Here is a 21,659-nt window from a genome sequence, read left to right as displayed (position 1 = left end):
GGAAAACTATAAGTGCGTACTTCTTGTAAAACTTGAGTGAAAACGGAAATAATAGTACTAGTATATATATATTCGTTCCATTTTATACCTGCATGGAAGTTAACAAATGCAATTAAAGTCATAAAAATTTTTCAGAAATCAGGGTGACTTCTGATACAATGAGAAGGATGATTAAAAAGAAATTTTAGCTGGAGAGGTAGAGGTACATGGATTTAGCGTTGAAATGGTTTGAGTCCATTGATTGGACGAATATAGGTGTGAAATCACTAAAAATAGTCGTTATTTTAATACTTGGTGCAATTATTGTGCGAGTTGCGCGTGCAATTGTACGAAATGCGTTTCGTATGGGAAGCCGTTCGCCAATTCAAATTTCAGAACGTCGTACAGTTACAGTAGCGAAGTTACTTGAAAATATTGTGGCATACGTTGTTATGTTCATTATGTTAATTGCGATTTTGGGTGTGTTTAATATTAATGCATCTGGTTTATTAGCGGGTGCCGGGGTAATTGGTTTAGCAGTCGGATTTGGTGCTCAAAGTTTAGTAAAAGATGTTATTACGGGGTTATTTATTTTGCTAGAAGATCAATTTTCAGTAGGTGACTATGTAAAAATTGGTCAGTTTGAAGGTGTCGTTCTAGAAATTGGACTTCGTACAACAAAAGTAAAGAGTTGGACAGGCGAAATTCATACTTTACCAAATGGAAGTATTATTCAAGTTACGAACTATTCAGTTAGTAATAGTGTAGCATTTGTTGATGTATCCATTTCGTATGAGGCTGACATAGCGAAAGCGGAGCAAGTCATTGAAGAGTTATTAGAAGAATTACCTGCACAGTATACACAAATGGTAGCAAAGCCTCAGTTATTAGGTGTGCAAACATTGGCTGCATCAGAAGTTATATTACGTGTTATTGCGGAAGTAGAGCCGATGCAACATGCGGTTGTTGCGAGAGCCCTTCGTAAAGAAATTAAAAATCGTCTAGATTTACATGGGATTGAAATTCCATATCCACGTATGGTTTTATATAATCGTGAAGAATTGGTGAGTGGAAAAGCAATTTAGTATGGAGAGGGGTTTGGAGAATGGAGCAAAAGCAGTATAACTTGTACGATGTTGTGGAAATGAAGAAAGCCCACCCATGTGGTGAGAATCGCTGGAAGATTATTCGTATGGGAATGGATATCCGCATTAAGTGCGAGGGATGTGACCATTCAGTAATGATTCCTCGAAGAGAATTTGATCGTAAGGTGAAAAAAATACTTGTGAAGCACGAAGAATAGAGAGAAAGTAACAGTTGCAATGGGTAGCTGTTACTTTTTTTCGTTTGGAGGAAACTTGTCATTTTTTTCGTTACTATCTATAATGATGAAAGATTGAGACATAGGAGTGAAAAATATGGGATTAACGGCTGGGATTGTTGGATTACCTAACGTAGGGAAGTCAACTTTATTTAATGCAATTACACAAGCAGGAGCAGAATCTGCAAACTATCCATTCTGTACAATTGATCCAAACGTAGGGATTGTAGAAGTACCAGATGAGCGTTTAAATAAATTAACGGAATTAGTAGAACCGAAAAAAACTGTTCCGACTGTATTTGAGTTTACTGATATTGCAGGTATCGTAAAAGGTGCTAGTAAAGGTGAAGGTTTAGGAAATAAATTCTTATCTCACATTCGCCAAGTAGATGCAATTTGCCAAGTTGTTCGTTGTTTTGAAGACGAAAATATTACACACGTTTCAGGGAAAGTAGATCCAATCGATGATATTGAAACAATCAACTTAGAGCTAATCTTAGCGGATTTAGAATCTGTTGATAAACGTATCGAGCGCGTTGCGAAGTTAGCGAGACAAAAAGATAAAGAAGCAGTATATGAGCATGAAATTTTAGTTCGTTTAAAAGAAGCTTTTGAAGAGGGAAAACCAGCTCGTACTGTTGAATTTACAGAAGAACAAATGAAGATTGTTAAAGGCCTTCATTTACTTACAACGAAAGAAATGTTATACGTAGCAAACGTAAGTGAAGATGATATTATGGATCCTTCTGAAAATAAATATGTACAAATGGTAAAAGAATTTGCTGCAAATGAAAATTCTCAAGTAATCGTTGTATGTGCAAAAATCGAAGAAGAAATCGCTGAGCTAGACGAGGAAGAGAAAAAAGTATTCCTTGAAGAACTAGGCATTGAAGAATCTGGTTTAGATCAATTAATTCGTGCTGCATATGATTTATTAGGACTTGCTACTTACTTCACAGCTGGTGTGCAAGAAGTACGTGCATGGACGTTTAAACAAGGTATGAAAGCACCACAATGTGCTGGCGTAATTCATACAGACTTTGAGCGTGGATTTATTCGTGCGGAAACAGTTTCTTACGAAGACTTAATGACAAACGGTTCTATGACAGCTGCAAAAGAAGCTGGTAAAGTTCGTTTAGAAGGAAAAGAGTATATCGTAAAAGACGGAGACGTTATGCACTTCCGCTTCAACGTTTAATTTAATATTTCCTAGGAAAAATAAAGATATGAGCTTGGCAAATATATTATGTGTTTGCCAAGTTTTTTATGCATGGGTGAGTTGATTCATCTAACTTACTATGATATAATCTAAACTCGTGAGTAATTACTATAAATTAATTGCTCCTTGCCCATTATGGGCCGTTTAGACCAAAAGGAGGTGAAAGTGTAATGAGAAAGTACGAAATTATGTACATCATTCGTCCTGGCGTTGAAGAAGAAGCTCAAAAAGCTTTAGTTGAACGTTTCGCAGGTGTTTTAACAAACAATGGTGCAGAAATCATTAACACGAAAGAGTGGGGTAAGCGTCGTTTAGCTTACGAAATCAACGACTTACGTGAAGGTTTCTACATGATCTTAAACGTGAACTCTAACGCAGAAGCGATTAACGAATTCGACCGTTTAGCTAAGATCAACGAAGACATCCTTCGTCATATCGTTGTTAAAGAAGAAGAAAAATAATTGATATATAAGGGAGAGTGGTTCGATTGATGAATCGTGTTATCCTCGTTGGTCGTTTAACTAAGGACCCTGACTTACGTTACACGCCCAATGGTGTTGCAGTAGCTACTTTTACGTTAGCTGTGAATCGCGCATTTGCGAATCAACAAGGTGAGCGTGAAGCTGACTTTATTAATTGTGTAATATGGCGTAAACAAGCAGAAAACGTAGCAAATTATTTGAAAAAAGGTAGCTTAGCAGGCGTAGATGGACGTCTTCAAACTCGTAATTACGATGGACAAGATGGTAAACGTGTATATGTAACAGAAGTTCTTGCGGAAAGCGTACAATTTTTAGAGCCGCGTAATGGCGGTGGGGAGCAACGTGGTTCATTTAATCAGCAACCATCAGGAGCTGGTTTCGGTAACCAAAGCTCTAACCCATTTGGTCAATCTAGTAATTCAGGTAACCAAGGTAACCAAGGTAACCAAGGTAACCAAGGTAACCAAGGTAACCAAGGTAACCAAGGTAACCAAGGTAACTCTGGATTTACGAAGAATGACGATCCATTTTCAAATGTAGGTCAACCGATCGACATTTCCGACGACGATTTACCGTTCTAATACAGTAAATTAGTTAGTTTTAACAAAGAATGGAGGGAATAGACATGGCAGGACGCAAAGGTGGACGTGCGAAACGTCGTAAGGTGTGTTTCTTCACATCTAACGGCATCACTCGCATTGACTATAAAGATGTTGATTTATTAAAACGTTTCGTTTCTGAGCGTGGTAAAATTTTACCTCGTCGTGTAACAGGAACAAGCGCAAAATACCAACGCAAACTTACAGTTGCAATTAAACGTGCTCGTCAAATGGCACTTTTACCATATGTTGGTGAATAATAGCGTATGAAATGCACAGTAGAGTCGGACTCTACTGTGCATTTTGCTATGCTTTTCTTTTTTGAAAGAGAGGTTAGATAATGAAGAATACGAAATTTATTACTGAGGGTGCAGCGTTGCTAGCGATATATGCAATGTTATTGCTTATATCTATGTATGTTCCAATTTTAGGTAGAGTTGTAACGTTTGCGTTGCCATTGCCGTTTATATTGCTAATGATAAGATATAGATTATCTAACGCCTTTGTAATTTTTACGGCGGCATTTTTAATTGCTGTTATTTTAGGTCAACCGATAGGTCTAATAAAGACGGTCGTGTTTGGGGTTATGGGTATTGTTTTAGGATACATGTATAAACAGCAAAGAAAGCCGTTGGAAATTTTGATAACAGGTTCACTTGCATACTTAGTTGGTATTATGCTCATTTATGTTGCGAGTATAAAGTTTTTTAACATAGATTTCATAAAGCAAATGCAAAATATGTTTAATGAAAGTGTAGTGCAAAGTGAAAAGATAGCAAGTGCTGCCGGTATGCCGGTTAGTAAAGAACAAAAAGAGTTACTTGCACAAATGAATGATATATTACAAACGATATTCCCGAGTATATTTGTAATGGCTTCTGTATGTCTTTCTTGGATTACAGTTATGATATCAGGTAGTGTTTTGAGAAAACTAAAGCATGACGTTAAACCTTGGCCTAAATTTAAAGATATACAATTACCAAAGAGTATTGTTTGGTATTACGTTATATTTATTTTGCTATCAACGTTTATAAAAGTAGAACCGACATCATATTTACATATGGTATTTTCTAACCTATATGTCATATTTGCTTTACTACTAGTACTACAAGGTCTGACATTTATCGCTTTTCTAGCGCATAGTAAAGGTTTTACGAAAGGGATTCCTATTATTAGTTTTATTGTCTGCATGTTTATACCGATGTTGTTTCCTCTTGTGACAATCTTAGGTATAATTGATTTAGGGATTTCATTGCGTTCTAAAATAGGAGGATAAAGTAATATTCCTTATACTATTTTAATCTGTTTAACTAACTGGAAGGTGAGTTAGTTTTACTTTATAGGAGTTGTATACATGCCTGAATTTTATAAGAAACAGTGGTTTTTATATCCTGTTTATGTATTGGCATTTTTCGTGTTTGTGCTCATTGCCATCCTCTGTTATTTTCATTTAATTATGGGGATATCCACCTTTTTTATTTTTTGCATTGTACTTTTTGTTGTTATACGCTTTGAACTGACCTTTCAAAGGAATTTCGAAAAGTATACGACAGATATGATTACAAGAGTAAAGAAAGTGAGTAATGAAGCATTTAACCAAATGCCGATTGGTATTTTGTTATACAATAAGGATTATGGGATTGATTGGGCGAATCCTTATTTATCTTCATGTCTAGGACAGCATGCGTTAGCTGGATGGCACCTTTATGATGTATCAGAAACGTTGCTTCTTTTTATTAAGGGAGAAACTTCCGACGATATAGTCTCTTTAAATAACCGAAAGTTTCGCGTTTTTGTAAGGAAAGAAGAAAAGTTAATTTACTTCTTTGATGTAACGGAACAAACAGAGATTGAAAAGATGTACGAAGATCAACGGACTGTTTTGGCTGTCATTTATTTAGATAATTATGATGAAGTTACACAGGGGTTAGATGATCAATTACGTACGAATATCACAAGTCTTGTAACATCACGACTAAATGAATGGGCCGTTAAGTATGGAGCATATTTAAAACGTGCATCTTCAGAAAGATTCTTCGTTGTACTAAATGAGAGTATTTTAGCACAGATGGAGAAAGGGAAATTTAGCATTTTAGATCAGGTGCGTGAAGAAACATCCAAAAGGAATATACCACTCACCTTAAGTGTAGGTGTTGGATCAGGTGATTTACCTTTATCAGAGCTTGGGGCAATGGCTCAGTCCGGTTTAGACCTTGCGCTTGGCCGTGGTGGAGATCAAGTAGCTATTAAACAAGCGACAGGTAAAGTTAAGTTTTATGGTGGTAAGACGAATCCAGTTGAAAAACGTACTCGTGTACGTGCCAGAGTTATTTCGCATGCATTAAAGGATTTAGTATTAGAAAGTAGTAATGTCATTATAATGGGGCATAGGGCTCCTGATATGGACGCAATTGGTGCTGCGATTGGTATTTTAAAGGTAGCGCAATTAAATGAGCGCAAAGGATATATTGTGTTAGATGAAAATGATTCTGATAAGGGAATTAAGCGTTTAATGGATAAAGTGAAACAAAACGAAGAGTTATGGTCTCACTTTATTACCCCAGGACAAGCGATGGAATTTGCAAATGATGATTCATTACTTGTTGTTGTTGATACGCATAAACCTTCAATGGTGATGGAAGAAAAGCTGTTACATAAAATTGAAAATGTAGTTGTTATTGACCATCATCGCCGGGGAGAAGATTTTATTGAAGATCCATTGCTTGTTTACATGGAGCCATACGCTTCTTCTACGGCAGAACTTGTTACAGAATTACTTGAGTACCAACCGAAAAATTTAAAAATGACAATGTTAGAAGCAACGGCATTGTTAGCAGGTATTATTGTTGATACGAAAAGCTTTACATTCCGGACGGGTGCTCGTACGTTTGATGCCGCTTCTTATTTACGCTCACATGGTGCAGATACTGTACTTGTACAAGAGCTTTTAAAAGAAGATATGGATCAGTATTTACGGGTTGCAAAAGCTATTAAAAATGCGTACATTTATACAAATGGAATTGCGATTGCAAAAGTTGATAGTGATGATTACTACGATCAAGTGCTTATTGCGCAATCAGCGGACACATTATTAACAATGACAGGAATTATTGCATCATTTGTTATTGCAAAACGTGGCGAGAATTTCATTGGAATTAGCGGCAGGTCTTTAGGTGAAGTGAACGTGCAGCTAATTATGGAAAATTTAGGCGGTGGTGGGCATTTAACGAATGCAGCCACACAAATGAAAAATGTTACAGTAGATGAAGCTGAGGAGAAGCTTCGATTTGTTATTGATGACTATTTACAGGGAGGCACACAATCATGAAAGTAATTTTTCTAAAAGACGTAAAAGGTAAAGGGAAAAAAGGAGAAATAAAAAACGTACCAGATGGCTATGCAAATAACTTCTTACTAAAACAAGGATTAGCTGCTGAAGCGACAAATAGTAGTATGAAAACTTTAGAAGCTCAAAAGCGAAAAGAAGAAAAAGATGCAGCAGCAGAGGTTGAAAATGCAAAAGAGTTGAAAGAAACGTTAGAGAAACTAACTGTAGAAGTAAAGGCGAAATCTGGAGAAGGTGGCCGTCTATTCGGTTCAATCACAAGTAAACAAATCGTAGATGCAATGCAAAAATCACATAAAATTAAACTTGATAAACGTAAATTTGAAATGGATGATGCAATTCGTGCATTAGGCTATACAAACGTTACTGTGAAGTTGCATCCGCAAGTAACAGCAACAGTAAAAGTTCATGTTAGTGAACAATAAAAATAAGTTAAGCAAGGAGGATTGCGTATGAGTGATGTAATGGCTGATCGTACCCCTCCGCATAATATAGAGGCTGAGCAGGCGGTTTTAGGGGCCATATTAATTGATCAAGATGCGTTAACGTCAGCATCGGAATTATTGGTACCTGACTCATTTTATCGAACGAAACATCAAAAGATTTTTGAAGTCATGCTTGGGTTATCTGATAAAGGAGAGCCGATTGACTTAGTAATAATGACGTCAGCAATGGCTGATCAAGGATTATTAGAAGAAGTTGGTGGGGTTTCTTACTTAGCAGAATTAGCAGAAGTTGTTCCAACCGCTGCTAACGTAGAATATTATGCACGAATCATCGCTGAAAAGGCGCTATTACGTCGTTTGATTCGAACAGCGACTCATATCGTGTCTGATGGGTATGAGAGAGAAGATGACGTGGATGGTCTTTTAAATGAGGCTGAGAAAAAAATATTAGAAGTATCTCACCAAACAAATGCAAAAGCATTCCAAAACATTAAAGATGTTCTTGTAGATGCTTACGATAAAATTGAACTTTTGCATAATCAAAAAGGTGAAGTTACTGGGATACCAACTGGATTTACAGAATTAGATAAGATGACCGCAGGTTTCCAGCGAAATGATTTAATCATCGTAGCGGCACGTCCATCAGTAGGGAAAACCGCATTTTCATTAAATATCGCACAAAACGTAGCGACGAAAACTGATGAAAATGTAGCGATTTTTAGTCTAGAGATGGGCTCTGATCAGCTTGTTATGCGTATGCTTTGTGCAGAAGGAAATATTGATGCGCAAAGACTGCGTACCGGTTCATTAACTTCTGATGATTGGGCAAAATTAACAATGGCGATGGGGAGCCTTTCTAATGCTGGTATCTATATTGATGATACACCGGGGATTAAAGTAAATGAGATTCGAGCGAAATGCCGTAGATTAAAGCAAGAACAAGGTCTAGGGATGGTTTTAATTGACTATTTACAGCTTATTCAAGGAAGCGGGAAATCAGGAGAAAACCGTCAGCAGGAAGTATCTGAGATTTCTCGTACATTAAAAGGGATTGCGCGTGAATTACAAGTGCCTGTTATTGCCTTGTCACAGTTATCTCGTGGTGTAGAATCTCGTCAAGATAAACGTCCGATGATGTCTGACATTCGTGAATCGGGAAGTATCGAGCAGGATGCTGATATTGTAGCCTTCTTATATCGTGAAGATTACTATGACCGAGAAACGGAAAATAAAAATACGATTGAAATTATTATTGCAAAGCAGCGTAACGGTCCCGTAGGCTCGGTAGAGCTCGCATTCGTTAAAGAGTTCAATAAGTTCGTTAACTTAGAACGTCGCTTCGAGGATGGACATGCGCCGCCTGCATAAAGATAGTATAAAAAAGAAATGCATTTCTTATAATAAGATGTGTTTCTTTTTTTTTATAGGAAAGATAAGGCTTTCATAGTGTGAAAATATAATTCTTACGAACGAAAATGTTTTTTAATAAAAAAATGTTCGCTTTTTGGTTGACTTCTTTTTCGGTTTTGGTACAATTATATTGTTTGAATAGATCGTTTGAAAATCGCGGAGGTGCTTTAATAATGTCTTCAGTAGTAGTTGTAGGAACACAATGGGGCGACGAAGGAAAAGGTAAAATCACTGATTTTCTTTCTGAGCATGCGGAAGTAGTTGCAAGATATCAAGGTGGAAATAACGCGGGACATACAATTGTTTTCGGCGGAGTTAAATATAAATTACACTTAATTCCATCTGGTATTTTCTATAAAGAGAAAATTTGTGTAATCGGAAATGGCTTAGTAGTAGATCCGAAAGCATTACTTGAAGAGTTAAAATACTTACACGATCGTGGTGTAAGTACTGACAATTTACGTGTAAGTAACCGTGCGCACGTTATTTTACCTTATCACTTAAAACAAGATGAATTAGAAGAAGCTAGTAAAGGTGATAACAAAATCGGTACAACGAAAAAAGGTATCGGTCCTGCATATATGGATAAAGCTGCTCGTATTGGTATTCGTATGGCTGATCTTTTAGACCGTGAAGCATTTAAAGAAAAGCTTGAGCGCAATTTAGTAGAAAAAAATCGTTTATTTGAAAAAATGTACGATACAGAAGGTTTCAGTGTAGAAGAAATCTTCGAAGAGTACTTCGAGTACGGACAACAAATCGCGCAATATGTATGTGATACGTCTGTTGTATTAAATGATGCACTAGATAACAATCACCGTGTATTATTTGAAGGTGCACAAGGTGTTATGCTTGATATCGACCACGGTACGTACCCGTTCGTTACATCTTCTAACCCGATTGCTGGTGGTGTAACAGTTGGAACTGGAGTTGGTCCTGCGAAAGTTACTCGCGTTGTAGGTGTGTGTAAAGCATATACAAGTCGCGTAGGTGATGGTCCTTTCCCTACTGAGCTTCATGATGAAATTGGTCATCAAATTCGTGAAGTTGGTCGTGAGTATGGAACGACAACTGGTCGTCCACGCCGCGTAGGTTGGTTCGATAGCGTTGTTGTAAGACATGCACGTCGTGTTAGTGGTTTAACAGATTTATCATTAAATTCTATCGACGTTCTAACAGGTATTCCGACTCTTAAAATTTGCGTTGCTTACAAATACAATGGCGAAGTGATCGATGAAGTTCCAGCAAACTTAAACATTTTAGCGAAATGTGAGCCTGTATACGAAGAGCTTCCAGGTTGGACAGAAGATATTACTGGTGTAAAATCATTAGACGAGCTTCCTGAAAATGCACGAAAATATGTAGAACGTGTTTCTGAGTTAACAGGAATTCAATTATCTATGTTCTCAGTTGGACCAGATCGTAACCAAACAAATATTGTTCGTAACGTATACGAAGCTTAATTGATATTTTTGAGAAAAAACTCATGTCCGCATGAGTTTTTTCTTATCTTTTATAAAAAAATAAAAAAAGGTATTGCAAAAAACAAAGAAAACATGTTATGATACATCTTGTCGTCACGAAAATATGACGTTGGTGAGTATGAGCCATTAGCTCAGTTGGTAGAGCATCTGACTTTTAATCAGAGGGTCGAAGGTTCGAATCCTTCATGGCTCACCATTTTATTTTTCGTGGCCCGTTGGTCAAGTGGTTAAGACACCGCCCTTTCACGGCGGTAACACGGGTTCGAATCCCGTACGGGTCATGTTTTTTTTATGTTCATTTTTGGTCCCGTGGTGTAGTGGTTAACATGCCTGCCTGTCACGCAGGAGATCGCCGGTTCGACCCCGGTCGGGACCGCCACTTTTGTTTATACCACCATTAGTGGTTTTATATATAGTTTTGGCTCGGTAGCTCAGTCGGTAGAGCAGAGGACTGAAAATCCTCGTGTCGGCGGTTCGATTCCGTCCCGAGCCACTCTCAGGATATTAAGTGGGCCCACTTAATATCCTTTTTATTTTGTCCAGTTTTACAAATGTGGGTAGTTATTTTACAATAGAATGAGGAGCCTCTAGCAGTTGAAGCTAGAGGTTTTTCTATAGATCGTATAGGATTCTGTGTAAAAGTGGATCATACATGAGTCTGTGAGAATAGAGGAGAAAGTACTTAAGCAAAAGATGCGGTCATATAGGGACATACTATGTAGACATCAATGTGTTTAGGGATATTGACCATATTTTTACCCGCTATTTGCCGGGTAGTAAGACCCCACCCAAAAATTCAGCGAAGGTAAAGAAGTTAGGTGTGGGATCAACGGCCCGTAAATGCCCGATTGGTTCAACTAATAATCGATGTGGGATGAAGAAAACCCCCACCGATTAAAGTTTCACTTTATAAGGAGGAAATAGACGATGATGGGAAAGAAAATTTTAGTAGTTGATGATGAAAAGCCGATTGCGGATATTTTGAAGTTCAACCTAGAAAAAGAAGGTTTTGAAATTGTAATGGCGCATGATGGTGATGAAGCGATTGAAAAAGCGAATGAAGAGCAGCCAGATATGGTTTTATTAGATATTATGCTACCAGGTAAGGATGGCTTAGAGGTTTGCCGTGAAATACGTAAAAGCTCAGAAATGCCGATTATTATGCTTACAGCAAAGGACTCTGAAATTGATAAAGTATTAGGGCTTGAGCTTGGAGCAGATGATTATGTAACGAAGCCATTTAGTACGAGGGAATTACTTGCTCGTGTGAAGGCGAATTTACGTCGCCATCAACAAGGTGGTGCTGCAGAAAAAGAAGAAAATACGGAAATGGTTATTGGACCAATCGTTATCAATTCAAATGCGTATAGTGTAACGAAACGTGAGGAAAATATTGAACTTACACATCGTGAATTTGAGCTACTACATTATTTAGCCAAACATTTAGGACAAGTTATGACTCGTGAACATTTATTGCAAACAGTTTGGGGTTATGACTATTTTGGAGATGTACGTACAGTGGATGTAACAGTGCGTCGTTTACGTGAAAAAATTGAAGATAATCCAAGTCATCCTACTTTAATTGTAACTAGACGTGGAGTAGGGTATTACTTGCGTGACCCAGAGCAGGAATAGTATATGAAGAAAGTTGGTTTTTTTCAATCTATTCATTTAAAATTTGTACTCATATATATGCTATTAATATTGATAGCTATGCAGGTTATTGGGGTATATTTTGTAAGAGAGTTAGAAAAGAGTCTTGTACAAGGCTTTAGAGATTCTTTAACGCAGCAAACGAACCTATTATCATATAACCTGAAACAAGAGTTTAAAAAAAGTTATACAAAAGCAGAAACAGAATCAACAGATGAAACGATTAAAACTTCAATTCGAAAATTTGCCTCTGATCGAAAGAAAGATATCCAAGAGGTAAGTGTATTTGATTCGCATAGAAAGTTACTCGCTATTTCAGATGAGTCAAAGCAAAACAAGGTAAATAGAACATCAACTGATATAGCTGTTCAGCGGGTATTGGTACAAAAAAAGCCAGAAGTGAAAATTGAGAAAGATGGTCGTACAGGCCATCGTGTACAAGTTATGCTTACTCCTATTCTAGATGATAACGGCAAGGATGCACTTGGTGTTATTTACATTGTTGCATCTATGGAAGATGTTTATAAACAGATGAAGGATATTAATCAAATTTTTGCGACTGGAACCGTTATTGCATTACTCGTAACAGCTGTACTTGGAATTTTGTTAGCTCAAACGATTACGAGACCAATCTCAGATATGCGAAGACAAGCGATTGAAATGGCAAAAGGAAACTATTCAAGAAAAGTAAAAGTGCATAGCCATGATGAAATTGGACAATTAGCATTATCTTTCAATAATTTATCAAAAAAATTACAACAAGCTCGTTCTTCAACGGAAAGTGAAAGACGTAAATTATCATCTGTTTTATCACATATGACAGATGGAGTAATTGCTACTGACCGAAAAGGGGACATTATTTTATTAAATGATCCTGCGGAAAAGATGCTAAATGTTTCTCGTGAAACGGCGCTCGATCAATCTGTTTTAGAAGTATTAGGGATACAAGAAGAATTTACGCTCGATCATTTATACGAAGAGCCTGATTCTGTTTTATTAGATTTTAGTACGAGAAATGAGCCATATATTTTACGTGCTAGTTTCTCTGTTATTCAAAAAGAGACAGGGAAAGCAAATGGTTTAATTGCCGTATTATATGATGTAACTGAGCAGGAGCGTATAGAAAGGGAACGCCGTGAGTTTGTGGCAAACGTTTCCCATGAATTAAGAACGCCATTAACAACGATGCGCAGTTACTTAGAGGCACTTACGGACGGCGCGTGGCAAGATCCGAATATTGCACCGCAATTTTTAACAGTTACACAAGAAGAAACAGAAAGAATGATTAGACTTGTAAATGCGTTATTGCAACTTTCTAAACTTGATAGTACAGAACATCGTTTAATGAAAGAATGGGTCGACTTTACTGACTTCTTTAATAACATTATTGATCGTTTTGAAATGTCTAAAGAGCAAAACGTAAGTTTCAAACGATCTTTCTCTAAGAAATCCCGATTTATTGATATGGATACGGATAAAATTACGCAAGTTTTGTATAACATTATTTCGAATGCATTAAAGTATTCACCAGAAGGTGGAACAGTAACATATCGCTTACGTGATCGCGGGGAATTATTAGAGATTAGTGTAAGTGACCAAGGAATGGGTATTCCAAAAGAAAACGTCGATAAAATCTTTGAACGTTTTTATCGCGTAGATAAAGCACGTTCAAGACAAATGGGTGGTACAGGACTTGGATTAGCAATTGCGAAAGAAATGATTGAGGCACATGGTGGCTCGATTTGGGCGAAGAGTGAGGAAGGAAAAGGGACAACTATTTACTTCACATTGCCAATGGCAGCGGATGAAGAGGACGATTGGGAATGAGTATGGAAAATGTTAAAACGATAGTTTTAATTAATTTAGTTGTAATTAGCCTATTTCTTACTTTTAACTTATGGACGTATGTGCCAGATTCCACGTCTATGCAAAACGCAAAATTTGTGCAGGGGAATGAAGGAATTACTCAAACTAAAATCGCTGATGTTGTCCGCCCTACTTCTATCATCGTGCATAAAGATAAAAATCATTACGGGAGCAAAAGAGAGGGCGATATAGAATCAATCTATAAACCTTTGGAAGCAGGGGAATTACATGATTTCAAAGAGATATCGATTGCTAAGGCTGATTTCCTTTCTTATGTGCATGGTGAAGGGAAAATGGAACTTGTTTTTCCTACCAACATCCCATTTGATGCAGTTAAATCTATGTTTAATATGAAAGAAAAAAGTATAGATAAGCCTAAACATTTTAATCGAATTATTCTTGACCCTTCTAGAAGTAGGGATCAAGAAATTAAAATTAATTTTGTTTCTGATGGCGATAACTCTAGAATATATGAAGCAAAATTAAGTGGTGTGTATTTAAAAGATATTGTAAATGCACAAAATCAATTTATAGTATCGGCAAAACCTTATTTTGACTATCAAATTAATGATATGAAAAAGCTATTTTTACCAGATGGAACGACAGAATTGAGTAATATAACATATATTTCATCTAATTTAGCGGTCGACACATTTAAGAATGCTCTTTTTAGTGACCCACGTTATTTAAGCCCTATTACCGAGAAATCGAAAGAAACATTTACAGATGGTATTAGGTCCATGGAGATTGAAAATGATCGTCATATGCTAAAGTATAAAAATTCTTCTGTTTCAAGTGAGAAAACGACAGATAATTTAATGCTTTTACAAAAAAGCTTTGATTTTGTAAATGGTCACAGTGGGAGTTTGGATTCATATCGTTTGGACTATATGAATAAAGGACAGACGGTATTCCGTTTACATGAAGATGGATATTCCGTATTCAATACAGATGGATTAGCTGAATTGAGACAAATATGGGGATCAGAAGAAGTAATGGAATATGAAAGACCGTTGTTGTCTTTAAATACGAAAGGTATAGAACAGAAGGTTACTCTTCCATCAGGTCACGTTGTAATAGCATCCTTAGAAAATAATGCCGCGGTAGATAAACGATTCATTAAAGACATTGGTATTGGATACAAATTATCACTAGATGGGCAAGTAGCTCGACTACAGCCAATTTGGTATGTAAAGTTTGTTGAAGATGAAGCGGGTAAACAAAAAATATATGAGTGGAGTGAGGGAGGACTAAATGGATTGGGATCGGATTAAAACCATATTTATTGTGACCTTTTTTGTTTTGGACCTCTTTCTCATTTTTCAATTCATTCAAAAGCAAGATAGTAATCAATTGGAGCTTATTGCAGAAACAAAGATAGATCAAGAATTAAAAGCAAACAAAATTACTATGGGTAATTTCCCTAAAGAACCGAAAAAAGAGTCATTTATTAGGGCGGAAAACAAGGCATTTAAAGAAGAAGATGTACAGTCTTTAAAGAGTCAAACGGCGCATATACAAAATATGTACAAAATAGAAAGTAAGCTAAAAGAGCCCTTTTTAAATACAAAATCATTATCCAAAGATAAGTATAGTGATTTTTTGAAGAACTATGTATTGGATGGACAAAAGTATGAGTTTGGGGCGATGAAAGACTCTAAAATTTACTTCTTCCAAAAATATAAAGATAAGCCTATTTTCTATAACGATCAGGCAATGATTGTTGTGGAATTAAATGAAAAAAATGAACTTGTGTCGTACACGCAGACGATGCTAACTGATTTAAAAGAAATGGGCGAAAGTGAAAAAACGAAACAGCAAGAAATTATTACTGCTCAAACAGCTTTAGAAAATCTGTATTTAAAAAATAAAGTTCATGGGAATACACATGTAAAAGAAGCACAAATTGGTTATGCCACCCTTACCGCATCTACTTCTAATAACCAAGTATTCGCTCCAACATGGAATTTAAAAACGGAGCAGAAGCAGGACTTCTTTGTAAATGCAATTGAAGGACAAGTTATGGAATTAGGGGAAAGGGAAAATCAAGTGGTTGATGAACATACTGGAGTGAGAAAGAATGGGGTTGCATTTTAGCGTACTTGCAAGTGGAAGTACAGGGAATATGCTATATGTAGGAACAGATGAAAAAAAATTACTCGTCGATGCAGGTTTAAGTGGTAAAGCAACAGAGGCTTTATTTAAACAGGCAGAACTAAATATAAATGATGTATCAGGTATTCTTGTAACACATGAACATAGTGACCATATTAAAGGGTTAGGTGTATTGGCACGTAAATATGATTTACCTGTTTATGCAAATGAGAAAACATGGAATGCAATGGAACATTTAATAGGAAATATCCCAACTGAGCAAAAGTTTATTTTCTCAGTTGGGGATGTGAAAACATTCGGTGATATTGAGGTCGAGTCATTTGGGGTTTCTCATGATGCGGCAGAGCCGATGTTCTATGCTTTTCATAACAATAATAGAAAGTTAGCCCTTATTACAGATACGGGATACGTGAGTGATCGTATGAAAGGTGTTATTAAGGGTGCTAATGCTTTCGTGTTTGAAAGTAATCATGACGTGGAAATGCTTCGTATGGGACGTTATCCATGGAGTATTAAGCGACGTATTTTAAGTGATGTGGGTCACGTTTGTAATGAGGACGCTGCATTAGCGATGGCGGATGTAATTACAGATGAGACAAAACATATTTATTTAGCCCATTTAAGTTTAGATAATAACATGAAAGAACTAGCACGTATGTCAGTATCACAAGTATTAGAGGAAAAAGGATTTGGAGTGGGAGAAGCCTTCGAAATTCATGATACAGATCCGAAAATGCCTACAAAAATTCAATACGTATAATTCTTCATTTTAGTAAACAATAAAGGTGAATATAGTTGTTTTCAGGAAGATGGGTGAACAAATATGTCCTTTATTGATGAAGAAAATTATCGTATGAAACGTGCAAGAAAAAAGAAGCATAAAGGTATTGTTATTTCTAGTATAGCAGGAACAATTGTAGGAGCTTCGTTATTTGCATTTGGAGCTCCTTTATTTGCGAATGATGCGGGGGCGCTTCCGCAAGCTGAAGCAAGTGGAAGTAATATGGCTGAAGCTCAAGGAATTAAACAGATTAGCTTTGTTGATGCTGTTGATCGTGCGTCTGAAGCTGTTGTTGGCGTTATTAATATTCAAAGAGATAATTTTTCAGAGGCAGATTCAGAAGCTGGTACAGGATCGGGTGTAATTTATAAAAAGACAGATGGCCAAGCTTATATTGTAACGAATAATCATGTTGTCGCTGGAGCAAATCGTATTGAAGTAAGTTTAAGTGACGGTAAGAAGGTTCCTGGGAAAGTATTAGGAACCGATGTAGTCACAGATTTAGCTGTATTAGAAATAGATGCAAAGCATGTGAAAAAAATAATTGAAATTGGCGATTCTAATACTGTTCGTAGAGGGGAACCGGTCATTGCGATTGGAAACCCACTGGGGCTACAATTTTCTGGAACTGTCACACAAGGCATTATTTCGGCTAATGAACGTATTGTCCCTGTAGATTTAGATCAAGATGGACATTATGATTGGCAAGTAGAAGTATTGCAAACAGACGCAGCAATTAACCCAGGTAATAGTGGTGGTGCGCTTGTAAACGCGGCAGGTCAATTAATAGGTATTAACTCAATGAAAATTGCAGCAAAAGAAGTAGAAGGAATTGGACTAGCTATTCCAGTTACTAGAGCTGTCCCAATTATGAATGAATTAGAGAAGTACGGAAAAGTAAGGAGACCGTATGTTGGAATTGAACTTAGATCGTTAAATGAGATTCCAAATTACCATTGGTCAAAAACATTGCATTTACCAGGCAATGTAACAGAGGGAGTTTGCATTTTAGATGTGAAGAGTCCTTCGCCAGGTGTAGATGCTGGTTTACGAGAACACGATGTGATTGTAGCAGTAGATGGAAAACCGGTTCGCGATATTATCGGATTCCGTACGGCCTTATATGATAAAAAAATTAATGATAAAATGACTCTTACGTTTTATCGTGGTACAAAACGAGCAACAACAACGGTTAAACTAGGCATTCAAAAGTATTAAAAACAGGAGGGCCTACCTCCTGTTTTCTATTGTAGAAAAGTGAGGTGAAGAATATGAATTTACCTTGTTGTTTAGAACATGTTGAATTAGCTTTAGACATTATTGTGGATGAGTGTGAAGTTGCACCAGTTATCAACAGTGTGGATAACTCGGAAAAAGAGAAAAAAACATGTGAATTTTGTCAAAACGAGGCGACATATGTTGTATCGAACACAGATTCTCACACAATATGTGGGTAACAATTGTGGATATGTGGATAAGTTATGTGGATAACATGTTTGTAAGGTGGGGAATGAGTGTGAATATCTCGATTATTTCAATTGGGAAATTAAAAGAAAAATATTTAAAACAAGGTATAGCAGAATACTTAAAACGATTATCTGCATACGCAAAAGTAGAAGTAATTGAATTGCCAGATGAAAAGGCGCCAGAAAATTTAAGTGAAGCAGAAATGTTAATTGTAAAAGAAAAAGAAGGTATACGTATACTGGATAAAATTTCTGACGATACGCATGTCATTGCGTTAGCGATAGAAGGAAAGCAAAAATCATCAGAAGAATTTGCAATAAGCTTAGATCGTCTTGCTACATATGGAAAGAGTAAAGTTGCATTTGTAATTGGTGGATCACTTGGACTAAGTTCAGAAGTAATGAAGCGTTCAAACGAATCTCTTTCTTTTTCAAAGATGACATTACCACACCAATTAATGCGATTAGTATTGCTTGAGCAAGTGTATAGAGCGTTTCGTATTAATCGTGGAGAACCGTATCATAAATAAAATTACTTTTTGTATATAAAAAGACCATTGGAAAAAACCACCGATGGTCTTTTAAATATTAATAGGTAGTACGAAGGTTTCCTAAAATAAGTATGTTTCTATTTATAAAAAAGTGTGTTGTAATATGAAGAGGAAAAAGTATAAGTAGTCATAGAAGTGAGGAATTAAAGGTGAAGAAGTTTAAAAAGTTTTACTTGGAGATTACGAGTGTATGTAATCTTGCGTGCAGCTTTTGTCCGCCGACGGAAAGGCAGAAGCAATTCATTTCTGTGGAGGATTTTGCTAAAAGATTAGACCAAATTAAACCTCACACAGACTACATTTATTTGCACGTGAAGGGTGAGCCATTGCTCCATCCAAAAATAGATCAACTGTTAGATTTGAGCCATGAAAAAGGGTTTAAAGTTAATATTACAACGAACGGAACGTTAATTAATAAGAGAAGGCATAGACTGTTAAATAAGCCTGCTTTAAGACAAATGAATTTTTCACTGCACAGTTTTGATGGGCATCCAGGTTCGCAAGATAAAGAAGGTTATGTAAGGAGTATACTTTCCTTCATTAGAGAGGCGACAAGTCAATCGGATTTAATTGTTTCACTACGGTTATGGAATTTAACTCAGGATAATAAAACAAATGCTGAAATCCAGAAAAATAGAGATTTATTATCTATCATTGAAAATGAGTTTGGCCTATCTTATCAAATCGAAGAGAAGCTTACACCAGGAAAAGGTATAAAAATTGCGGAACGTGTCTTTATTAATCAAGACTATGAATTTCAGTGGCCGGCATTACATGAAGAAGAGGATGACGGAAAAGGATTCTGTCATGGTCTTCGAAATCAAGCTGGTATTTTAGCGAACGGAACGGTTATTCCTTGTTGTTTAGATGGTGAAGGGATTATTAACCTTGGGAATATTAATAATGACTCATTTTCTAACATTATAGAAGGTGAAAGAGCAACAAACATTGTCGATGGATTTTCGAAAAGAGTTGCAGTCGAAGAGCTATGTAGGAAATGTGGATACCGTAAAAGATTTGGAAAATAAATATGAAACAAGCCCTCATAAAGCGAGGGCTTATTTTTTATTCTTGATAAGAGCGTTCTAATTCATCAATTAAGGAACCGACGTAAGAAACAGCCCTGCGGATTGCATCTGGTTTTGACATATCGACTCCGGCATGTTTCATTAATTCAAGTGGTTTCATCGTACCACCAGCGCGAAGTACATCTAACCAGCGATCAACGGCAGGTTGTCCTTCCTCTTTAATCATTTGAGCTACCGCAGTAGATGCAGTGAGGCCTGCGGAATAGGTATAAGAATATAAGCCCATATAATAATGAGGTTGGCGCATCCAAGTTAAGCCAGCACCTTCGTCAATTTCTACAGAATCTCCCCAGAATGTCGAAAGTACATTTGTTTTTATTTCAGTTAAAGTTGTAGCTGTAAGTGCTTCTCCTTCTTCTGCTAGGGTATATACTCTTCTTTGATATTCTCCCTCAAGTAAGTGAGTAACAAAGTTATGATAATATGTGCCGAGTAGTTGCAGAATCACCCATCTGCGCATTCTCTTGTCGTCAGTAGTCGCTAATAAATGCTGGGCTAATAGTAATTCATTCATTGTAGATGGTGCTTCAACAAAGTACATAGATGGACGTACATTCATAATACGCTGGTTTTTATTTGCTAAATAAAAATGACCAGCATGGCCAAATTCATGTGCTAATGTGAAGCATCCACGCATCGTATTTTGCCATGTAATTAAAATGTATGGATGAGAACCATAGGGGCTTGAACAAAATGCTCCGGTGGATTTGCCTACGTTATCTGCAAGATCCACCCATCTTTCTTTGAAACCTTTTTGGATAATGGAACTATATTCATCGCCTAACACCTTTAAAGAATCTTGAATTAATTTACCAGCCTCCTTGTATGTGATGGTTGGATTAAATTCGGGATCTAAAGGTGCATGTAAGTCGCAGAACAGCATTTGATCGAGTCCTAATACTTTCTTTTTTAAATCTGCAAAACGGCGCATATGAGGCGCTAATTCTTTATAAATAATATTAAGTTGATTGTTATACATTTCAAGTGGAACTTTTTGAGGTTCTAAAAGCATATGAGTAACAGATTCAAATTTGCGTAAACGAGAGAGTGTTACTTGTTTTTTTACTTCAGTAGCATATGTTGTTGCCACTGTATTCTTATATCGTTTCAAGGTGGAAACAAATGATGAGTATGCTTTTCTACGTATGTCTGCGCTTGGAGAGAACTCATATTTGCTTTCAAATAATGCAAATGATACAGGGAGTTCGTTTCCTTGTTCGTCTTGTATGGAGGTAAAATCCATATCGGCTAATTTAGTCATACCGTAAATTTTGTATGGAGAATTATGTACTTCGCCAAGTGCAGCAAGAGCTTCTTCTGTTTCAGGAGAGAGCGTGTGCTGCCTTTTTTGTAGGATGTCTAGTAATGATTTACGGAAAGGTTCGAGTTTTGTTTCTTCATGTAAATACTTTTCAATTGTTCCTTCATCGAATGAGAGAATTTCATTATGGATAAAGGATAGTGCAGTATGTACTTTCGTCCATAAAGCAGCAATTTTGGAAGAGTTCGCTTGAATAACTGGATTTGTACGATCAGTTGATTCTTTTAAATTTGCATAGGAGTATAGTTTTGTTAACTTCATTAAAAGCTCTTCTTCTAAAAGTAGGCAATGTAATAAGGTAGTGGGGCTAGTGTGTAATTGTCCTTTAAACGCATCAAGTTTTTTCATATCGTCTGTTAATACACGTAATGCAGTTTCCCAATCTTTATCAGATTCGAATAAATCAGAGAGGTCCCATGTTAGTTCAGTAGGGACTTCTGTGCGAATATGGCGTTTCTCAATTACATTTTTCATTTGTTATATCCCCCTTATTATAAGTATCTAAAAATATGATACTAGAAAATTCAGTAAA

General features: G+C 36.6%; 21 protein-coding genes and 4 tRNA genes. 24 read left to right on the top strand and 1 reads right to left on the bottom strand.

Going from position 1 to position 21,659, the window contains the following annotated elements; translation table 11 throughout:
• The first annotated feature begins 206 nt into the window (after positions 1–206).
• From JDS82_RS19650 to JDS82_RS19535, 24 genes are all read left to right on the top strand, one after another.
• Entirely contained in the window at positions 207–1,064 is an 858-nt protein-coding gene (locus tag JDS82_RS19650; protein ID WP_000362298.1) for a mechanosensitive ion channel family protein, read from the top strand.
• 20 nt (positions 1,065–1,084) lie between these two features.
• A complete protein-coding gene (locus JDS82_RS19645; RefSeq protein ID WP_000436051.1) occupies positions 1,085–1,282 on the top strand; it encodes a DUF951 domain-containing protein in 198 nt (65 codons plus the stop codon).
• A gap of 115 nt (positions 1,283–1,397) precedes the next feature.
• Positions 1,398–2,498, top strand: coding sequence for a redox-regulated ATPase YchF (ychF, locus tag JDS82_RS19640; RefSeq protein WP_000524662.1), 1,101 nt, complete (start codon positions 1,398–1,400; stop codon positions 2,496–2,498).
• Between the two features lie 191 nt (positions 2,499–2,689).
• Positions 2,690–2,980 (top strand): 30S ribosomal protein S6, encoded by a 291-nt coding sequence (gene rpsF / locus JDS82_RS19635; RefSeq protein ID WP_001233781.1) that lies wholly within the window; start codon positions 2,690–2,692, stop codon positions 2,978–2,980.
• Positions 2,981–3,006: 26 nt separating this feature from the next.
• Positions 3,007–3,582 (top strand): single-stranded DNA-binding protein, encoded by a 576-nt coding sequence (gene ssb, locus JDS82_RS19630; protein WP_199713780.1) that lies wholly within the window; start codon positions 3,007–3,009, stop codon positions 3,580–3,582.
• Positions 3,583–3,626: 44 nt separating this feature from the next.
• The gene (rpsR, locus tag JDS82_RS19625) at positions 3,627–3,860 is read left to right on the top strand and encodes a 30S ribosomal protein S18 (protein ID WP_000918874.1); all 234 of its coding nucleotides are present in this window, start codon (positions 3,627–3,629) and stop codon (positions 3,858–3,860) included.
• Positions 3,861–3,940: 80 nt separating this feature from the next.
• The gene (locus JDS82_RS19620) at positions 3,941–4,876 is read left to right on the top strand and encodes a YybS family protein (protein WP_000799153.1); all 936 of its coding nucleotides are present in this window, start codon (positions 3,941–3,943) and stop codon (positions 4,874–4,876) included.
• Positions 4,877–4,954: 78 nt separating this feature from the next.
• Positions 4,955–6,928: a DHH family phosphoesterase gene (locus tag JDS82_RS19615; RefSeq protein ID WP_001113891.1), complete on the top strand. Its 1,974-nt coding sequence runs from the start codon at positions 4,955–4,957 to the stop codon at positions 6,926–6,928.
• Positions 6,925–7,371, top strand: a complete 447-nt coding sequence (gene rplI / locus JDS82_RS19610; RefSeq protein ID WP_000864225.1) for a 50S ribosomal protein L9 — start codon at positions 6,925–6,927, stop codon at positions 7,369–7,371. The genes JDS82_RS19615 and rplI overlap by 4 nt, the downstream gene beginning before the upstream one ends.
• 27 nt (positions 7,372–7,398) lie before the next feature.
• On the top strand, positions 7,399–8,760 hold the full coding sequence (dnaB, locus tag JDS82_RS19605; RefSeq protein WP_001286242.1) for a replicative DNA helicase: 1,362 nt from the start codon (positions 7,399–7,401) through the stop codon (positions 8,758–8,760).
• Between the two features lie 215 nt (positions 8,761–8,975).
• A complete protein-coding gene (locus tag JDS82_RS19600; RefSeq protein WP_000100228.1) occupies positions 8,976–10,265 on the top strand; it encodes an adenylosuccinate synthase in 1,290 nt (429 codons plus the stop codon).
• Between the two features lie 141 nt (positions 10,266–10,406).
• Positions 10,407–10,482 (top strand) — tRNA-Lys (locus JDS82_RS19595).
• Positions 10,483–10,495: 13 nt separating this feature from the next.
• A tRNA-Glu gene (locus JDS82_RS19590) sits at positions 10,496–10,567 on the top strand.
• Between the two features lie 22 nt (positions 10,568–10,589).
• Positions 10,590–10,665 (top strand) — tRNA-Asp (locus JDS82_RS19585).
• A 41-nt stretch (positions 10,666–10,706) separates the two neighbouring features.
• Positions 10,707–10,779: transfer RNA gene (locus tag JDS82_RS19580), tRNA-Phe, on the top strand.
• Between the two features lie 434 nt (positions 10,780–11,213).
• Positions 11,214–11,921 carry a cell wall metabolism DNA-binding response regulator WalR gene (gene walR / locus JDS82_RS19575; RefSeq protein ID WP_000971866.1) on the top strand — a complete coding sequence of 236 codons (708 nt, stop codon included), beginning with the start codon at positions 11,214–11,216 and terminating at the stop codon, positions 11,919–11,921.
• A gap of 3 nt (positions 11,922–11,924) precedes the next feature.
• Complete coding sequence (gene walK, locus JDS82_RS19570) at positions 11,925–13,766, top strand: cell wall metabolism sensor histidine kinase WalK (RefSeq protein WP_000755378.1); 1,842 nt, start codon at positions 11,925–11,927, stop codon at positions 13,764–13,766.
• Positions 13,763–15,079, top strand: a complete 1,317-nt coding sequence (locus JDS82_RS19565) for a YycH family regulatory protein (RefSeq protein ID WP_000061585.1) — start codon at positions 13,763–13,765, stop codon at positions 15,077–15,079. Before walK ends, JDS82_RS19565 begins: the two co-directional genes overlap by 4 nt.
• Complete coding sequence (locus JDS82_RS19560) at positions 15,060–15,902, top strand: two-component system regulatory protein YycI (protein WP_000383733.1); 843 nt, start codon at positions 15,060–15,062, stop codon at positions 15,900–15,902. Before JDS82_RS19565 ends, JDS82_RS19560 begins: the two co-directional genes overlap by 20 nt.
• The gene (locus JDS82_RS19555) at positions 15,886–16,680 is read left to right on the top strand and encodes an MBL fold metallo-hydrolase (protein WP_000522836.1); all 795 of its coding nucleotides are present in this window, start codon (positions 15,886–15,888) and stop codon (positions 16,678–16,680) included. Before JDS82_RS19560 ends, JDS82_RS19555 begins: the two co-directional genes overlap by 17 nt.
• A gap of 63 nt (positions 16,681–16,743) precedes the next feature.
• Entirely contained in the window at positions 16,744–17,919 is a 1,176-nt protein-coding gene (locus tag JDS82_RS19550; RefSeq protein WP_000008036.1) for a S1C family serine protease, read from the top strand.
• Between the two features lie 53 nt (positions 17,920–17,972).
• A complete protein-coding gene (locus JDS82_RS19545; protein WP_001052833.1) occupies positions 17,973–18,158 on the top strand; it encodes a CxxH/CxxC protein in 186 nt (61 codons plus the stop codon).
• A 59-nt stretch (positions 18,159–18,217) separates the two neighbouring features.
• Positions 18,218–18,697 carry a 23S rRNA (pseudouridine(1915)-N(3))-methyltransferase RlmH gene (gene rlmH / locus JDS82_RS19540; RefSeq protein ID WP_001027000.1) on the top strand — a complete coding sequence of 160 codons (480 nt, stop codon included), beginning with the start codon at positions 18,218–18,220 and terminating at the stop codon, positions 18,695–18,697.
• Positions 18,698–18,867: 170 nt separating this feature from the next.
• On the top strand, positions 18,868–19,746 hold the full coding sequence (locus JDS82_RS19535) for a radical SAM/SPASM domain-containing protein (RefSeq protein ID WP_000713629.1): 879 nt from the start codon (positions 18,868–18,870) through the stop codon (positions 19,744–19,746).
• Between the two features lie 37 nt (positions 19,747–19,783).
• Here JDS82_RS19535 and pepF read toward each other — a convergent pair whose 3' ends face one another.
• Positions 19,784–21,601, bottom strand: coding sequence for an oligoendopeptidase F (gene pepF, locus JDS82_RS19530; protein WP_199713779.1), 1,818 nt, complete (start codon positions 21,599–21,601; stop codon positions 19,784–19,786).
• Between the last annotated feature and the right edge of the window lie 58 nt (positions 21,602–21,659).

The sequence above is a fragment of the Bacillus cereus group sp. N14 genome, from assembly GCF_016483555.1.
Classification (GTDB): Bacteria; Bacillota; Bacilli; order Bacillales; family Bacillaceae_G; genus Bacillus_A; species Bacillus_A wiedmannii.
The sequence above is the reverse complement of the archived record's forward strand: the minus strand, read 5'-3'. Positions and strand labels throughout refer to the sequence as shown.

Excerpts from the sequence above, each read along its gene's own strand:
- rpsF (WP_001233781.1), top strand. The coding sequence starts at position 2,690 with ATGAGAAAGTACGAAATTATGTACATCATTCGTCCTGGCGTTGAAGAA.
- JDS82_RS19600 (WP_000100228.1), top strand. The coding sequence starts at position 8,976 with ATGTCTTCAGTAGTAGTTGTAGGAACACAATGGGGCGACGAAGGAAAA.
- JDS82_RS19620 (WP_000799153.1), top strand. The coding sequence starts at position 3,941 with ATGAAGAATACGAAATTTATTACTGAGGGTGCAGCGTTGCTAGCGATA.
- rplI (WP_000864225.1), top strand. The coding sequence starts at position 6,925 with ATGAAAGTAATTTTTCTAAAAGACGTAAAAGGTAAAGGGAAAAAAGGA.
- JDS82_RS19560 (WP_000383733.1), top strand. The coding sequence starts at position 15,060 with ATGGATTGGGATCGGATTAAAACCATATTTATTGTGACCTTTTTTGTT.
- dnaB (WP_001286242.1), top strand. The coding sequence starts at position 7,399 with ATGAGTGATGTAATGGCTGATCGTACCCCTCCGCATAATATAGAGGCT.
- JDS82_RS19555 (WP_000522836.1), top strand. The coding sequence starts at position 15,886 with ATGGGGTTGCATTTTAGCGTACTTGCAAGTGGAAGTACAGGGAATATG.
- ychF (WP_000524662.1), top strand. The coding sequence starts at position 1,398 with ATGGGATTAACGGCTGGGATTGTTGGATTACCTAACGTAGGGAAGTCA.
- JDS82_RS19565 (WP_000061585.1), top strand. The coding sequence starts at position 13,763 with ATGAGTATGGAAAATGTTAAAACGATAGTTTTAATTAATTTAGTTGTA.
- walK (WP_000755378.1), top strand. The coding sequence starts at position 11,925 with ATGAAGAAAGTTGGTTTTTTTCAATCTATTCATTTAAAATTTGTACTC.
- rpsR (WP_000918874.1), top strand. The coding sequence starts at position 3,627 with ATGGCAGGACGCAAAGGTGGACGTGCGAAACGTCGTAAGGTGTGTTTC.
- JDS82_RS19615 (WP_001113891.1), top strand. The coding sequence starts at position 4,955 with ATGCCTGAATTTTATAAGAAACAGTGGTTTTTATATCCTGTTTATGTA.
- JDS82_RS19550 (WP_000008036.1), top strand. The coding sequence starts at position 16,744 with ATGTCCTTTATTGATGAAGAAAATTATCGTATGAAACGTGCAAGAAAA.
- walR (WP_000971866.1), top strand. The coding sequence starts at position 11,214 with ATGATGGGAAAGAAAATTTTAGTAGTTGATGATGAAAAGCCGATTGCG.
- JDS82_RS19545 (WP_001052833.1), top strand. The coding sequence starts at position 17,973 with ATGAATTTACCTTGTTGTTTAGAACATGTTGAATTAGCTTTAGACATT.
- pepF (WP_199713779.1), bottom strand. The coding sequence starts at position 21,601 with ATGAAAAATGTAATTGAGAAACGCCATATTCGCACAGAAGTCCCTACT.
- JDS82_RS19650 (WP_000362298.1), top strand. The coding sequence starts at position 207 with ATGGATTTAGCGTTGAAATGGTTTGAGTCCATTGATTGGACGAATATA.
- JDS82_RS19645 (WP_000436051.1), top strand. The coding sequence starts at position 1,085 with ATGGAGCAAAAGCAGTATAACTTGTACGATGTTGTGGAAATGAAGAAA.